The 13217-nt window shown below is 67.7% G+C and carries 11 protein-coding genes; 6 read left to right on the top strand and 5 right to left on the bottom strand.

Annotated features, from left to right (window positions below; translation table 11 throughout):
• On the top strand, window positions 1–810 hold an 810-nt coding region (locus ACU0BR_RS10070; protein ID WP_446156705.1), incomplete at its 5' end, for an MFS transporter.
• Here the strand turns inward: ACU0BR_RS10070 and ACU0BR_RS10065 are convergent.
• From ACU0BR_RS10065 to cysS, 3 genes are all read right to left on the bottom strand, one after another.
• A complete protein-coding gene (locus ACU0BR_RS10065; protein ID WP_446156704.1) occupies window positions 807–1610 on the bottom strand; it encodes a phytoene/squalene synthase family protein in 804 nt (267 codons plus the stop codon). The genes ACU0BR_RS10070 and ACU0BR_RS10065 overlap by 4 nt on opposite strands.
• Window positions 1607–3223, bottom strand: a complete 1617-nt coding sequence (gene cimA / locus ACU0BR_RS10060; protein WP_446156703.1) for a citramalate synthase — start codon at window positions 3221–3223, stop codon at window positions 1607–1609. Before cimA ends, ACU0BR_RS10065 begins: the two co-directional genes overlap by 4 nt.
• A gap of 184 nt (window positions 3224–3407) precedes the next feature.
• Window positions 3408–4787, bottom strand: a complete 1380-nt coding sequence (cysS, locus tag ACU0BR_RS10055) for a cysteine--tRNA ligase (RefSeq protein ID WP_446156702.1) — start codon at window positions 4785–4787, stop codon at window positions 3408–3410.
• Window positions 4788–4922: 135 nt separating this feature from the next.
• Here cysS and ACU0BR_RS10050 point away from each other — a divergent pair, with 135 nt between their 5' ends.
• From ACU0BR_RS10050 to ACU0BR_RS10040, 3 genes are read left to right on the top strand one after another with little or no spacing between them, the layout of a single operon-like run.
• Window positions 4923–6098, top strand: coding sequence for a pyridoxal phosphate-dependent aminotransferase (locus tag ACU0BR_RS10050; protein WP_446156701.1), 1176 nt, complete (start codon window positions 4923–4925; stop codon window positions 6096–6098).
• Window positions 6095–7021 carry an isocitrate lyase/PEP mutase family protein gene (locus tag ACU0BR_RS10045; RefSeq protein WP_446156700.1) on the top strand — a complete coding sequence of 309 codons (927 nt, stop codon included), beginning with the start codon at window positions 6095–6097 and terminating at the stop codon, window positions 7019–7021. Before ACU0BR_RS10050 ends, ACU0BR_RS10045 begins: the two co-directional genes overlap by 4 nt.
• Window positions 7018–8433 carry a pyridoxal phosphate-dependent decarboxylase family protein gene (locus ACU0BR_RS10040; protein ID WP_446156699.1) on the top strand — a complete coding sequence of 472 codons (1416 nt, stop codon included), beginning with the start codon at window positions 7018–7020 and terminating at the stop codon, window positions 8431–8433. Before ACU0BR_RS10045 ends, ACU0BR_RS10040 begins: the two co-directional genes overlap by 4 nt.
• A gap of 111 nt (window positions 8434–8544) precedes the next feature.
• Here the strand turns inward: ACU0BR_RS10040 and ACU0BR_RS10035 are convergent, their stop codons facing one another.
• Entirely contained in the window at window positions 8545–9147 is a 603-nt protein-coding gene (locus tag ACU0BR_RS10035) for an outer membrane protein (RefSeq protein WP_446156698.1), read from the bottom strand.
• Between the two features lie 72 nt (window positions 9148–9219).
• Between ACU0BR_RS10035 and ACU0BR_RS10030 the strand changes: the two genes are divergently transcribed.
• Window positions 9220–9477, top strand: a complete 258-nt coding sequence (locus ACU0BR_RS10030; protein ID WP_446156697.1) for a hypothetical protein — start codon at window positions 9220–9222, stop codon at window positions 9475–9477.
• A gap of 119 nt (window positions 9478–9596) precedes the next feature.
• Window positions 9597–11135, top strand: coding sequence for a trimethylamine methyltransferase family protein (locus tag ACU0BR_RS10025; protein WP_446156696.1), 1539 nt, complete (start codon window positions 9597–9599; stop codon window positions 11133–11135).
• A gap of 148 nt (window positions 11136–11283) precedes the next feature.
• On the opposite strand, the gene ACU0BR_RS10020 is transcribed toward ACU0BR_RS10025, so the two are convergent.
• Entirely contained in the window at window positions 11284–13125 is a 1842-nt protein-coding gene (locus ACU0BR_RS10020) for an ABC-F family ATP-binding cassette domain-containing protein (protein WP_446156695.1), read from the bottom strand.
• Window positions 13126–13217 lie beyond the last annotated feature (92 nt).

Genomic DNA, 13217 nt, shown 5'->3' with positions numbered 1-13217 from the left:
CGGCCCAAGGCGATCTCCTACGTCATGGCGGGGGGGCTGATCTCGGCGGTCGTGGGGCCGCAGCTCGTCAAGCTGACGTCGGGCATGTTCTCCGTGCCGTTCCTGGGCACCTATCTGGCGGTGATCGCGCTGAATGCGGTGGGTGTCGTGCTGTTCATGTTCCTGCGCATTCCCAAACCGCCCCAGCCCGCGCATGATGCCCCGCGCGGTCGCAGCCGGATCGAGCTGCTGAAGACGCCGCGTATCGCGGTGGCGGTGATCTGCGCGATGGTCAGCTATTCGCTGATGAACCTCGTCATGACCTCCACGCCGCTGGCGGTGGTCGGCATGGGCTACGGACAGAACCACGCCGCCGACGTCGTGTCGGGCCATGTGCTCGCGATGTTCGCGCCGTCGTTCTTCACCGGCCACCTGATTGCGCGCTTCGGGGTGGAACGCATTCTGGCGCTCGGGCTGGTCATCCTGGCCGGCGCGGGGGTCGTCGCGCTGGCGGGCGTGGATCTGATGAACTTCTACGTCGCGCTGATCCTGCTGGGATTGGGGTGGAACTTCGGCTTCATCGGCGCCACTTCCATGCTGGCAGGCGCCCACGCGCCAGAGGAACGCGGCCGGATGCAGGGGCTCAACGACATGATCGTCTTCGGCTTCGTCACGCTGGCATCGCTGTCCTCGGGGGGGTTGATGAACTGCTCGGGCGGGTCTGCGCAACAGGGCTGGACAGCGGTCAACCTGGCGATGATCCCGCTGCTGGCGCTGGCCGGGGCCGCGCTGGTTTGGCTGATGTTCCACAGCCGACGGGCGGAACGCTAGGGCGCGCGCCTCAGCGCGTGCAGCAGGAGCGATCCGCGCCGCACGAATTCCGACGGCTCCAGCCCGCCGTTCGGCACGCGCGCGGGATTGCGCCGCGCCAGCCGCAGCACACGCCGTGCCTGCCAGGCGGACAGCATCGCCGCGCCCCCCAGCCCGCCGATCGCGCGGCGATGGCGTTGCCCGCGGCGCAGCCGGGCCAGCGCATCATCGGCCAGCGCGCGGATGAGCTGCGCCGTGTCTTGCGCCGTTTCCTGGGGCAAGGGCTGTCGGCCGGCGGCCCTCAGCTCCGGCACGGCGCGCAGCCAGCCAGCCATGCCCGCGCCCCGTCCGACATCGCGCAGCGCCTGTTCATCCTGCGTCCCCCCCGCCCCCAGAACCGCGCCCGCAACCCACATCAGCCCGGCCGCGGTAGCATCGATGTGGTGCTCCAGCGCGGCCCTGTCCGCGAAGGGATCCGCCCCGATATCCCAGACCCGCGCGTCGATCAGCGCCTGCAAGGGGCCGAGCAGCTCCGGCATCGGGGTGCGCACCTCTCGGAGAACCTGCGCCAGCGGTGTGGCGACCTCGTGTCTGCGCACCTGCCCGCCCGCGCCGATCTCATCCAGCACGTCGCGCCACCATTGCAGACGCATCTGCGCGATCATCGGCTCAGCCGTCAGCCAGGGCGCGCGCGACACCTCCACATTGAAGGCGTAGAGGGGAAAGAGCCGCAGGCGCGCGGCCGGCGGGGCGGCCATCGTCGCCAGAAAACGGTCCGCATCGCCGCGCTGCACGATTCCCGCGCAGGCCTCGACGGTCATGCCGACGCCTTGTCGCGAACCAGTTTCCACAAGATCGCATCCAGCAGCGCCTCGAAGGAGGCATCGACGATATTGGGCGAGACGCCGACCGTCGACCAGCGGTGCCCGCTGCCATCTTCGCTGTCGATGATGACCCGGGTGACGGCCTCTGTGCCGCCATCGGTGATGCGCACCTTGAAGTCCACCAGCCGCAGGTCATCGATATAGCTCTGATAAGGGCCCAGATCCTTCGACAACGCCGTCGACAGCGCGTTGACCGGACCGCGATCATTGCCCTGCTCGTCCATGCTTTCCGATACCGACAGCTTCTTTTCGTTGCCGATCTTCACCACGACCACCGCTTCGGACAGGCTGACCATGCGGTTGTACTTGTTCTTGCGCCGTTCGACCGTCACGCGGTAGCGCTTGACATCGAAGAACCGGGGCATGAGCCCCAGCGCCCGCCGGGCCAGCAGCTCGAAAGACGCCTGTGCGGTATCGTAGGCGTAGCCCTGATCCTCGCGCGCCTTGATGTCTTCCAATATGGCCGCCAGTCTCGGATCATCGGCCGCAACCTCGATCCCCGCTTCGGCCAGACGCCTGCGCAGGTTGGACTGCCCCGCCTGGTTCGACATCGGAATGTCGCGCATGTTGCCCACCAGCGCGGGATCCACATGCTCATAGGTCGTGGGATCCTTCAGGATCGCCGAGGCATGCAGCCCCGCCTTATGCGCAAACGCCGAGGCCCCGACATAGGGCGCATGTTTGTCGGGCAGCCGGTTCAGGATGTCATCGAGCATCCGGCTGATGCGCGTCAGGGCGCGCAGCCTGTCACGCGACACCCCCAGATCGAAGCTGGAGGCGTATGGCTCCTTGAGCAAGAGCGTCGGGATCAGCGTCACCAGACTGGCGTTGCCGCAGCGCTCGCCAAGCCCGTTGAGCGTGCCCTGCACCTGCCGCGCCCCGGCGTCGATCGCCGCAAGCGTGTTGGCCACGGCGTTTCCGCTGTCGTCATGGGCGTGTATCCCCAGCCGGGCGCCATCGATTCCGGCCGCGATCACGGCACGGGTGATCGCGTGGACCTCCGCGGGCAGCGATCCGCCGTTGGTGTCGCAGAGCACGATCCAGCGCGCGCCCGCATCCCGCGCCGCGCGCAGACATTCGAGCGCGTAGCCGGGGTTGGCCTTGTAGCCGTCGAAGAAATGTTCGGCGTCGAAGATCGCCTCGCGCTTCGCGCCCACCACATGCGCCAGCGAGGCGGCGATCGCGTCGATGTTTTCATGCGGCGCGATCCCCAGCGCCGTCTCGACGTGGAAATCATGGGTCTTGCCCACCAGGCAGACCGCCCCCGTGCCCGCATTCATCACCGCCGCGAGCACATCGTCGTTGGCCGCCGACCGGCCCGCGCGCTTGGTCATGCCGAAGGCCGTCAGCACCGCGCGCGTGTCCGGCGCATCGGTGAAGAATTCATTGTCGGTGGGATTGGCGCCGGGCCAGCCGCCTTCGATGTAATCGATCCCCAGATCGTCCAGCGCGCGCGCGATGCGCTGCTTTTGCTGGGTGGAGAACTGCACCCCCTGCGTCTGCTGCCCGTCGCGCAGCGTCGTGTCGTAGAGATAAAGCCGTTCCTTCACCCGCTCCGCCCCTGCTTCTTTCCAGCGAAAATGATCGAATTTCCCGGCTTCGGCCCGCCTCGCGACCCGGCAGCTTCGGGCACGGGCCGGGGCGTGCAGCGGACCGGCCAGCCCCCGGCCGCCGCCCCTGGCGGGGGCTTTACCCCCACCCGCGGCCGGGCACGGGCCTGCGTGTCGCGGCGGATCATCCCAACTGCTCCAGCTTCGCCGCATCGAAACCCGGTCCCGGAACCAGTTCAATCCCCTCCTTCGACATGCGCACCTCGACACCCGCTGCCGCCAGCCCGTGCTTCAGCCGGTCCACTTCCGCGAAATCCTTCGTCTCCATCGCCCCGCGCCGCGCCTGCGTCAGCCGCGCCTCCCAGCCGGTCAGGTCTGCGGTCGGCACCCGCGCCGCCTGCCACTGGCGCTGCGTCTGGCCGAGCAGCCCCAGCAGCGCCGCGCTGGCCTTGATCGCGCCGGGCGACGCGCCCGCGCGCGCCATCTCGCCCAGCCGCGTGAGCGCAAGAGAGGTGTTCAGGTCATTGGCCAGCGCCTCCACCACACCCGCGTCGGGCGCGCCATCGGCCTCCGCCTCGCCCACCGCGGCGTGAAGCGCGTCCAGCACCTTCTCCGCCTCGCGCGCCTTTGCCTCGGTCCAATCCATCGGCTTGCGGTAATGCGTCGACAGAAAGACGAAGCGGATCACCTCGCCCGGCACGCCCTGGTCCAGCAGGTCGCGCACGGTAAAGAAGTTGCCCAGCGACTTGGACATCTTCCTGCCCTCGACCTGCAACATCTCGTTGTGCAGCCAGATGCCCGCGAAATCCGAACCGGGGTTGGCGCAGCAGCTTTGCGCGATCTCGTTTTCGTGGTGCGGGAACATCAGGTCGTTGCCGCCGCCGTGGATGTCGAAGCTTTCGCCCAGCAGCTCCCGGCTCATGGCCGAGCATTCGATATGCCAGCCGGGCCGCCCGCGCCCCCAGGGGCTGTCCCACCCCGGTTGATCCGCGTCCGAGGGTTTCCACAGGACGAAATCCATCGGGTTGCGCTTGTAGGGCGCGACCTCGACGCGGGCGCCCGCGATCATGTCCTCGACGCTGCGTCCCGACAGCGCGCCATATGCGCCGTAGCTTTCGACGGCGAACAGCACGTGCCCCTCGGCGACATAGGCGTGGCCGCGCGCGATCAGCTCCTCGATCATGGCGATCATCTGCGCGATATATTCGGTGGCGCGCGGCATCTGCGTGGGCTCCAGCGCGCCGAGCGCGCGCATGTCGTCCAGAAACCACTGCGTCGTTTCGTCGGTGATCTCGCGGATGGACCGGCCGGTTTGCGCCGCGCGCGCGTTGATCTTGTCGTCCACATCGGTGAAATTGCGCACGTAGCGCACGTGGTCCGGTCCATAGACATGACGCAGCAGCCGGAACAGGAGGTCAAAGACCACCACCGGGCGCGCGTTGCCCAGATGCGCGCGGTCATAGACGGTCGGGCCGCAGACATACATGCGCACATCGGCGGCGTCGATCGGCACGAGCGTCCGCTTGCGGCGCGTCTTGCTGTCGGTCAGCGTGATTTCCGTCATCTCGGCGGTCCCCCGGTTCAGGTTCGGCGTGGGCTTAGCAAGGCTGGACGGCTTTTGGAATAGCGGCTGCGGATTCCGCCTTGCCAAGTGCCGCGCGGCATGGTGGCCTCGGCCCTTCTGACGCAGGAGGACCAGATGCAGGTATCGAACAGGCTCGCCAATATCACCGGCGGCGGGTCCGACGGCTGGGATGTGTTCTACCGCGCCCGCAGGCTCAAGGCCGAGGGCGTCCCCGTCATCGAGCTGACCATAGGCGAGCATGACATCGGCACGGCGCCCGCGGTGCTCGACGCGATGCACCGTGCGGCGCGGGCGGGGCATACCGGATACGCGGCGGTGCCGGGGGTCGATGCGCTGCGCGATGCGGTCGCGCTGCGCATCACCCAGCGCACCGGGGTGCCCACGGGACGCGAGAACATCCTGATCACGCCGGGGGGGCAGTCGGCGCTTTTCGCCGCGCATCATGCCGCCTGCGACGAAGGCGATACGGCGCTTTACTGCGATCCCTATTATGCCACCTACCCCGGTACGATCCGCGCGGTCGGCGCGCGCCCGGTCGCGCTGCGCACCCGCCCGCGCGACGCCTTTCAGCCGCAGGCCGCCGATGTGGACGCGCTGGCCGCCGACGGTGCGCGCAGCCTGCTGATCAACACGCCCAACAACCCCACCGGCGTCGTCTATTCGCGCGAGACGCTGGAAGGCATCGCACAGGTCTGCCGCGACCGCGACCTCTGGCTGATCTCGGATGAGGTCTACGACACCCAGATCTGGGAAGGACGGCATGAAAGCCCGCGCGCCCTGCCGGGCATGGCCGAACGCACGCTCGTCGTGGGCTCCATGTCCAAGAGCCATGCGATGACCGGCTCCCGGCTGGGCTGGATCGCGGGCCCCGAAGCCGCGATCGCGCATCTGGTGAACCTGTCCACCCATACGACCTACGGCGTTCCCGGCTATATCCAGGATGCGGGCCTTTTCGCGCTTCTCCAGGGCAGCGCCCCCGAAGAGGCCGTCGCCGCGCCGTTCCGGCGGCGCTGGGCGATGGCCCGGCGAATGCTGGCCGAGCAGTCGGTCGTCGGGCTGGTTCCCGCGGGAGGAGCCATGTATGTGATGCTGGACATCCGGGCCACCGGCCTGAGCGGCGAAGATTTCGCCAATGCACTGCTGGATGAAAGGCAGATCGCCGTGATGCCGGGCGAAAGCTTCGGCCAGGCGGCGGCGGGCCATGTCCGGGTGGCGATGACGGTGGATGACGAAGCCTTTGCGACAGCCCTGTCGCAGGTGCTGGAATTCGCGGGAGAACGCGCAAGATGACCGAAAAAGCCGAGGCCTTCCGCGCGCTGCACAAACCGGGCGATCCGTTCATTCTGGCCAATGCCTGGGATGTGGGATCGGCCCGGATGCTGTGTGCGATGGGCGCGCGGGCGATCGGCACATCGTCGGCGGCACATGCCTTCACGCTGGGCCTGCCCGATCTGGGGCGGCTCAGCCGCGACGAGGCGCTGGCCCATGCCGAAGCGATCGTCGCGGCCGTGCCGGTGCCGGTGTCGGGCGATTTCGAGAACGGCTTCGGTGAATCGCCCTCGGCGGTGGCGGAAACCGTCCGGCTGGCGGCGGAGGTCGGGCTCGCCGGAATTTCGATAGAGGACACCGACCTGCCGGGCACCGACAGCTATCCGGCCAGCCTGGCGGAGGAGCGTATCCGCGCCGCCGTCTCGGCCGCCCGCGCGCTGCCGCATGATTTCGTCGTGGTCGCCCGCGCCGACGGCATGATGCACGGCAGCTACGATCTGCCCGAAGCGATGGAGCGTCTGCGCCGCTTCGATGTGGCGGGGGCCGATTGCCTTTATGCGCCCGCGCCGCCCGACGCCCGCGCGCTGGCCCGGATCTGCGCCGCCACGCGCAAGCCGGTCAACGCGCTGGCCGCGGGCCCCTTCGCCCGGCTGACCCGCGCGCAGATGGCGCGCATGGGGGTGGCGCGGATCTCGCTTGGCTCATCGCTGGCGCGTCTGACCCATCGGGTGATCCACGACACGGCCGTCGCGATGTTCGAGAAGGGCGATTTTTCCCAGCTGGCGCGCGGCATGTCGGGTCAGGACGTCGACCGCCTGCTGCATCTGGGGTCCGACCATGGCGAGGCCCCCGAGGAAGGCCTCGATGAGGGCCCCGAGGAAGGCCACGATGAGAGCCATGGCGACACGGGCCGCGAGGGCAGTTCCCCGGAGCGGAGCTCATGAACCACGAGGAATTGCGCCACTGGTCCGCCCGCGCCGCCGATTGGCTGGCCGATTATCACCGCACCATCGGCACCCGGCCCGTGCGCCCCGACTGCACCCCCGGCCAGGTCGCCGCGCGCCTGCCCGCCCGCGCGCCCGATGCCGCCGAACCGATGGAGCGGATTTTCGAGGATTTCACGCAGATCGTTCCCGATGCGATGACCCATTGGCAGCATCCTCGCTTCTTCGCCTATTTTCCAGCCAACGCCGCGCCCGCCTCGATGCTGGCCGAACAGCTTGCCAACGGCATCGCGGCGCAATGCATGTTGTGGCAGACCGCGCCAGCCGCGACGGAAATCGAACAGGTCATGATCGGCTGGCTGCGCGACGCGCTGGGGCTGGCGCCGCATTTCAGCGGCACGATCCACGACACGGCGACCACCGCCACCTTGTCGGCGGTGCTGACGATGCGCGATCGCGCCTGTGACTGGGACACGCTGGAACAGGGGCTTTTCGGCGGGCCGGCCATCCGCATCTATGCCTCCGGTCAGAATCATTCGTCGGTGCAAAAGGCTGTGCGACTGTCGGGGATCGGCACCGCGAACCTGCAAATCATCCCCGAGGACGCGGGTTTCGGCATGGACCCCGAGGCGCTGCGCACCGCCATCCGACGCGATCGCGCGGCGGGGCTGCGCCCGGCCGGCGTGGTGATCTGTGTCGGCGGCACCTCTGTCGGGGCCAGCGATCCGGTGGCGCGGATCATCGATGTCGCCAAGGAAGAGGGCCTTTACACCCATGTCGACGCGGCCTGGGCGGGCTCCGCGATGATCTGCCCGGAATTCCGCGCGATCTGGCAGGGCGTGGACGGGGCCGACAGCATCGTGTTCAACCCGCACAAATGGCTGGGCGTGCAATTCGACTGCTCGGTCCAGTTCCTGGCCGATCCCGCCGCGCAGATCCGTTCGCTGGGATTGCGACCCGACTACCTTCAGACCCAGGGTCAGGACGAGATCGTCAACTTCAATGAATGGACGGTGCCGCTCGGGCGGCGGTTTCGCGCGCTCAAGATCTGGTTCACGCTTCGCGCCTACGGGCTGGACGGGCTGCGCGCGCGCATCCGCGATCACGTCACCTGGGCGGCCGAGCTGGCGGAGCGTTTCCGCGCCGATCCCGGCTTCGAGATCGTGACGGAACCGCGGCTTGCGCTTTTCACCTTTCGCGCGCGCGCGCAGCCGGGCATGGAGGCGCAGCAGGCCGACAGCTGGAACGCCGATCTGTTGCAACGGATCAACGACCGGGGCTTGGTATATCTGACGCAGACCACGCACCGCGGCCGTTTTGTCATCCGGGTGAGTGTCGGCGGTTTCGACTGCACGCGCGAGGACGTCATGGCGGTTTACGATGCGGCCAGGCAAGCCGCGCGCGACATCTGAGGCACGCGCGCGTTATTCCCGGTCATGTGGGCGTGATTGATCGCCGCCACGTAAAAGGGCGCCCTACCGGGGCGCCCTTCGAGGTCTCGTTGTCCTGAACGCTGCGTCCGATCAGAACTTGTAGGACACTTTCGCCTGAACGGTGGTCGCGTCCACGTCGTTGCCGGCGGTGCCGCCCACGTCGGTGAACTTCTGGTAGTTCAGCTCGCCACCCAGGATGACGTTGTCGGTCAGCATGTAGTCGACGCCTGCACCGACGGTGTAGCCGTTTTCGTCATAGCTGGTACCGGCCAGGTTGATCTCGCCGTAGGCTGCGCCCGCGGTGCCGTAGACCATGGTGCGGCCCAGGTCGTAGCCGACTTTGCCGCGCAGGCGGGCCAGCTTGTCGATGCTGCCGTTGTTGTTGTCCAGGCTGATGTCGGCGGCGTTGTAGTCAAGCTCGCCACCCAGAACCAGGCTGCCCATGTCGTACTGGTAACCGGCGTGAACGCCACCCAGCGGGCCGTTGCCGCTGCCATTGACTGCGCCGTCGCTGTTCATGTTGCCGTAACCGACCTGAGCACCGACGTAGGCGCCCGACCAATCGTTGCCGAAGTTCAGAACCGGCGCGACCGGAGCGGCCAGAACGGGCTCTTCGACCGGCTGGCTCAGGCTGCCCGCGAATGCCGGGGCGCTTGCAAGTGCGATAGCTGCTGCTGTCGACAGGATTTTCATCTTCACTCTCCTATAATCGTTTCCTGCCTCTTACGTGCAGGCGTTCACGAGCCGCTGTTCCGGCGACCCTTGGTGAACAGACGCGACAAAACGCGATTTGTTCCGAAGGTTTTAGGGCAAATCGAATTCTGTGGCCTCTGGTGGCGATATCTTGCCGAACAGCCTTGTTTTCAAGCCTTCAATCCGCCGAAATGCGGCATTTTCGAGGCAGGGACGATCACGTTCGTGACATTTTTGCAGATGCCGCAAACAGACAAGACGGCAGCCGCCGCTGCGGCGATGATGGATCGCAGGCAGGAGGACCCATGGACCGAACCGACGCGATCCTGATCATCACGATTCGCACGATCGGCGCCTGTCGCGGCCGGGCGGCGCGCGGCGCGCCGCAATAGCGCATAGCCCTTCGTTCGCCGTCTTCTCTTCCAGCTTTCCAGTCGTCGGATACTCCCATGCATCACCATGTCTCTCGCCGCTCCGGCGGTCGCGCCGCCCGCCACGCCGCCCGCAGCGCGCCGCTGCCTTGTGCAATGCGCCCGGTCCGGGGCGGGCTGCCGGGCGGCACGTTCAACCCGCTCACCGCAGATGAAATCACCCGAATTCATCACGCAGCACTGGATGCGCTGGAACAGATCGGTCTGGCCGACGCGCCCGCCTCCGGCGTCACGGCGATGGTGGCGGCAGGCGCGCGGGAGGGAGAGGACGGGCGCCTGCGCTTTCCGCGCGCGCTGGTCGAGGACATGCTGGCAAAGGCCGCGCGCGACATCACGCTGCACGGCCGCGACCCCGCGCATGATCTGTTGCTGTCGGGGACGAGGGTGCATTACGGCACGGCCGGCGCGGCCGTGCACATGGTCGACGTCAAGGACCGGTCATACCGCGACTCCACGGTGCAGGACCTGCATGATGCCGCCCGTATCGCGGATCGGCTGGACAATGTGCATTTTGTCCAGCGTCCCATGGTCTGCCGCGATGTGCTCGACAATTACGAGATGGACATCAACACGCTCTACGCCTGCTGTTCGGGCACTGCGAAACATGTCGGCACCAGCTTCGTCGAGGTGGCGCATGTACCGGGCTGCATGGACATGCTGCACATGATTGCGGGCGGCGACGCGGCCTGGCGCGCGCGGCCTTTCGTCTCGAACTCGAACTGCTTCGTCGTGCCGCCGATGAAATTCGCCACCGAAAGCTGCCTGGTGATGGAAGCCTGCATCCGCGCGGGCATGCCCGTTCTGTTGCTGAGCGCGGGACAGGCCGGCGCCACCGCGCCCGCCCCCATCGCGGGGGCCATCGTCCAGGCGGTGGCCGAATGCCTGGCGGGGGTGGTCTATGTCAACGCGCTCGCGCCGGGGCACCCCGCGATCTTCGGGACCTGGCCTTTCGTGTCGGATCTTCGCTCCGGGGCAATGTCGGGCGGCTCGGGAGAGCAGGCCCTGCTGACGGCGGGGTGCGCGCAGATGCACCGCTTCTACGGGCTGCCCGGCGGCGCCGCGGCGGGCATCGCGGATTCCAAGCTGCCCGACATGCAGGCAGGCTGGGAACAGGGCATATCCAACGTCATGGCGGGGCTCGCCGGTCTCAACATGGTCTATGAGGCGGCGGGAATGCACGGATCGCTGCTCGGCTTTTGCCACGAAAGCCTGATCCTGGCGGACGACCTGCTCGGCCAGGCGCTGCGTTGCGTGCGCGGCATCGAGGTCAACGATGACAGCCTGAGCCTTGAGGTCATGCGCGCCGTCTGCATGGGCGGCCCCGGCCATTATCTGGGACAGGACCAGACCCTGGAGCTGATGCAGACCGAATATGTCTATCCCGCGCTGGCCAACCGCAGCTCGCCCAAGGAATGGCAGGAAAAGGGCCGGCCCGAGCTGATCGAGGCCGCGACCGCGCGCAAGGAGCAGATCCTCTCCGGCCCCGCCCCGGCCCGGTTCGACCCGGCGCTGGATGCCCGGCTGCGCGAGGCCTTTCGCATTCATCTGGCACCCTAGCACCGACACACCGCCCAGCCCCCCGTCCGATGCGGCGCGATTGCCTGCGGCGCGAGTAATTTTTTCCAAGAAGAAGAAAAGGAAGCGGCGGCGCCCCGGCTTCTTCTCGCCAAATACTCTCGCCGAAGGCGGGCGCGCGCCCCGTGGGTCAGCGGCTTGCGGCTTCCGCCTTTTCCGCCAGTTGAAGCCAGTCCTCCTCACATTCGGCCAGCGCCGCCTGCCGCGCGCTCAGCGCGTCGGTCGCCTTGGCGAATTTCGCAGGCTCTTTCGAGAAAAGATCGGGGTCGGCCAGGAACTGCTCCAGCTTCGCGATCTCCGCCTCCAGCCGTGCGATTTCTTCGGGCAGCGCGTCGAGCCGGTGGCGTTCGGTGAAGCTGAGCGCCGGGGCGGGCGGTTTCGACGTCGGCTTGCCTGCGGGGGCCACCGCGGGGGGCGCGGCTTTCGCGTCTCGCGACGGCGCGGCGGAGGCAGCATCGGCGCGCGGTATCTGGCGTTGCGCCTGATAGTCGCTCCAGCCGCCGGCATAGACGGTCGCACGGCCGTCGCCTTCCATCGCGACGGTGGTGCCCGCGACGCGGTCGATGAAGTCGCGGTCGTGGCTGACCAGCAGGACGGTCCCCTTGTAGTCGGCCAGCAGATCCTGAAGCAGGTCGAGCGTTTCGACATCCAGATCGTTGGTCGGCTCGTCCATCACCAGCAGGTTGGATTCGCGTGCCATGATCTTGGCAAGCAGCAGCCGCGCCTTTTCGCCGCCCGACAGCGACCGGACGGGCGCGCGGGCCTGGCCTTCGTCGAACAGGAATTCCTTGAGGTATCCCACGACATGTTTCGGCTGACCCCGCACCAGGATCTGGTCCGCCTTGCCCGACACGCGCATCTCCGGGTCGCCGGTCAGGCTGTCCCACAATGTCATGTCATCGTCCAGCCGCGCGCGGTTCTGGTCGAAAATCGCGGCCACCAGGTTCTTGCCCAACCGGATCGTGCCCGTATCGGGGGCGATCTCGCCCATCAGCAGCTTCAGCAGCGTGGTCTTGCCCACCCCGTTCGGCCCCACAAAGGCGATCCGGTCGCCGCGCATGATCTTCAGGTTGAAATCCTGCACGATCGGCTTGTCGAAACTCAGGCCCACGCTCTTGGCCTCGGCCACCAGCCGACCCGACTGCGGCCCCTGTTCCAGCGCCATTTCCGCGGTGCCTTGGCGGCGGGTCATGCCCGCGCGGGTCTCGCGCAGCTGCGCCAGGGCGCGCAGGCGTCCCTGATTGCGGGTGCGCCGGGCGCTGATCCCCTCGACGGCCCATTTGGCCTCGGCCTTGATCTTGCGGTTCAGCTTGTGGCGGGCGTCGTCCTCTTCGGCCCAGATCTTGTCGCGCCAGTCCTCGAAGGCGTCGAACCCCTTTTCCTGACGGCGCACCGCGCCGCGGTCGATCCACAGCGTGGCGCGGGTCAGCCGGCGCAGGAACGCGCGGTCGTGGCTGATCAGCACGAAGCCCTTGCGGGTCTGGCGCAGCTGATCCTCCAGCCAGGCGATCGCCTCGATATCCAGGTGGTTCGTGGGCTCGTCCAGCAGCATCAGCTCGGGCGCCTCGGCCAGCAGCTTGGCCAGCGCCGCGCGCCGCCGTTCGCCGCCCGAGGCGGTGCTGACGGGCGTTTCCGCGCTGAATTTCAGCCCCTCTGCCGCCATGTCCACCCGATAGGATTCGCCCGGGTCCAGTGCAGAGCATGCGAAATCGCCCAGCGTCTCGTACCCCGACAGATCGGGGTCCTGATCCATGTAGCCGACGGTCGTTGCAGGTGCGAGCACGCGGGCGCCGCGGTCGGGTTCGACCAGCCCCGCCATCACCTTGAGAAGCGTGGATTTCCCCGAGCCGTTGCGCCCCACCAGCGCCACCCTGTCACCGGGTTGCACGACCAGATCGAGGGCGTCGAAGACGGGCTCGCCGCCGAAGGTCAGCGAAATGTCGGAGAGTTGGAGAAGCGGTGCGCGTGCCATCCGCCGCAGCTATCGCCGCCCCGGCTGAGGGTCAAGAGCCTGCGGGTCAAGAGCTTGCAGGTTGGAGGCGTGTTGGCCGGGGGCGTGCGGAT

Source organism: Brevirhabdus sp., assembly GCF_052826345.1.
The sequence above is the reverse complement of the archived record's forward strand: the minus strand, read 5'-3'. Positions and strand labels throughout refer to the sequence as shown.

What these genes read in the sequence shown, in the direction of transcription:
- ACU0BR_RS10065 (WP_446156704.1), bottom strand. Translation starts at nt 1,610, where the DNA reads ATGACCGTCGAGGCCTGCGCGGGAATCGTGCAGCGCGGCGATGCGGAC.
- cysS (WP_446156702.1), bottom strand. Translation starts at nt 4,787, where the DNA reads ATGACGGAAATCACGCTGACCGACAGCAAGACGCGCCGCAAGCGGACG.
- ACU0BR_RS10050 (WP_446156701.1), top strand. Translation starts at nt 4,923, where the DNA reads ATGCAGGTATCGAACAGGCTCGCCAATATCACCGGCGGCGGGTCCGAC.
- ACU0BR_RS10045 (WP_446156700.1), top strand. Translation starts at nt 6,095, where the DNA reads ATGACCGAAAAAGCCGAGGCCTTCCGCGCGCTGCACAAACCGGGCGAT.
- ACU0BR_RS10040 (WP_446156699.1), top strand. Translation starts at nt 7,018, where the DNA reads ATGAACCACGAGGAATTGCGCCACTGGTCCGCCCGCGCCGCCGATTGG.
- ACU0BR_RS10035 (WP_446156698.1), bottom strand. Translation starts at nt 9,147, where the DNA reads ATGAAAATCCTGTCGACAGCAGCAGCTATCGCACTTGCAAGCGCCCCG.
- ACU0BR_RS10025 (WP_446156696.1), top strand. Translation starts at nt 9,597, where the DNA reads ATGCATCACCATGTCTCTCGCCGCTCCGGCGGTCGCGCCGCCCGCCAC.
- ACU0BR_RS10020 (WP_446156695.1), bottom strand. Translation starts at nt 13,125, where the DNA reads ATGGCACGCGCACCGCTTCTCCAACTCTCCGACATTTCGCTGACCTTC.